Source organism: Achromobacter sp. Marseille-Q4962, from assembly GCF_943737005.1.
Taxonomy (GTDB): domain Bacteria; phylum Pseudomonadota; class Gammaproteobacteria; order Burkholderiales; family Burkholderiaceae_B; genus Achromobacter.
The window spans coordinates 1-1193 of sequence record NZ_CALSFU010000072.1; the positions used below are offsets into that span (position 1 = coordinate 1).

A 1193-nucleotide genomic window follows, 5' to 3' on the forward strand; every position below is an offset into this window, starting at 1 on the left:
GGTAATCCCCCCATTTTTAGCGTTTGCCAGAAGTAGGAACGCTATGCGGCCATGGCGAGCCGCTGTTTTGGGGTAAATCCGCCCAGAGCCATATTTGGGCGCTCGTGATTGTAGGACCACATCCACTGCGTAGCGACACGCTGAACGTGATCCAGATCGTCCCAATGATATTGGGACAGCCATTCGTAGCGAACGGTCCGGTTGAATCGCTCGACGTAGGCGTTCTGCTGGGGTCGGCCCGGTTGAATATATTCGAGCTTGATGCCCCATGTGCTTGCCCACTGCACAATGGCCGCACTCAGGTACTCCGGACCGTTGTCGCAACGAATCGCCGAGGGTTTTCCTCGCCAGCCAATGATCTGCTTGAGCGTGCGAATCACACGCTCTGAAGGCAACGAGAAGTCGACCTCGATGCCCAGCGCCTCGCGGTTAAAGTCGTCGATCACGTTCAGCACTCGGATGCTACGTCCGTCGGCAAGTTGGTCGTGCATGAAGTCCATCGACCACACCTGGTTGACCTGGGTAGGTACCGTCAACGGCTCGGGCGCCTGCCGAACCAGCCGTTTGCGCGGTTTGATCCGCAAGTTCAACTCGAGCTCGCGGTAGATCCGGTACACGCGCTTGTGGTTCCACCGCAAGCCGCGGACATTACGCAGGTACAGAAAGCACAACCCAAAGCCCCAATTGCGGTGGTTGTCCGTCAGGCGAAGCAGCCAGTTTGCGATCTCCTCGTTCTCGGCGTCGGTCTTGGCGATGTACCGATAGCAGGTCTGGCTAATGCTGAACGCCTCGCAAGCCATCCGGATTGATACGCCGTGATCTTGCACGGCACGTCGGGCCATCTCGCGGCGGCGAGATGGCCTCACCACTTTTTTTCGAGCGCCTCCGTCACGATCTCGGCCTTGAGCTTCTCCTCGACGTACATCTTGCGCAGGCGCGCGTTCTCGGCTTCCAGCTCCTTCATCCGTGCCATCAGCGATACGTCCATGCCACCGTACTTCGATCGCCACTTGTAGAACGTCGCCGAGCTGATGCCCAGCTCCCGGCACAGTTCGGGTACCGCAAGGCCGGCTTCCACCCGTTTGATGGCTTCGATGATCTGGCTGTCCGTGAATCGTGACTTCTTCATGCTGTAGAACTCCTCAACGAGAAAATTCTACTTCTGACCTCAACGCTTTTGCGGGGGGATTACC

General features: G+C 58.0%; 1 protein-coding gene. It reads right to left on the reverse strand.

Annotated elements, in window-relative coordinates; translation table 11 throughout:
• Positions 1-41: 41 nt before the first annotated feature.
• A protein-coding gene (locus NGJ44_RS23090; RefSeq protein WP_109442139.1) for an IS3 family transposase occupies positions 42-1129 on the reverse strand; the annotation gives its coding sequence in 2 pieces (ribosomal slippage) (positions 42-877 and positions 877-1129; 1089 coding nt in all).
• Between the last annotated feature and the right edge of the window lie 64 nt (positions 1130-1193).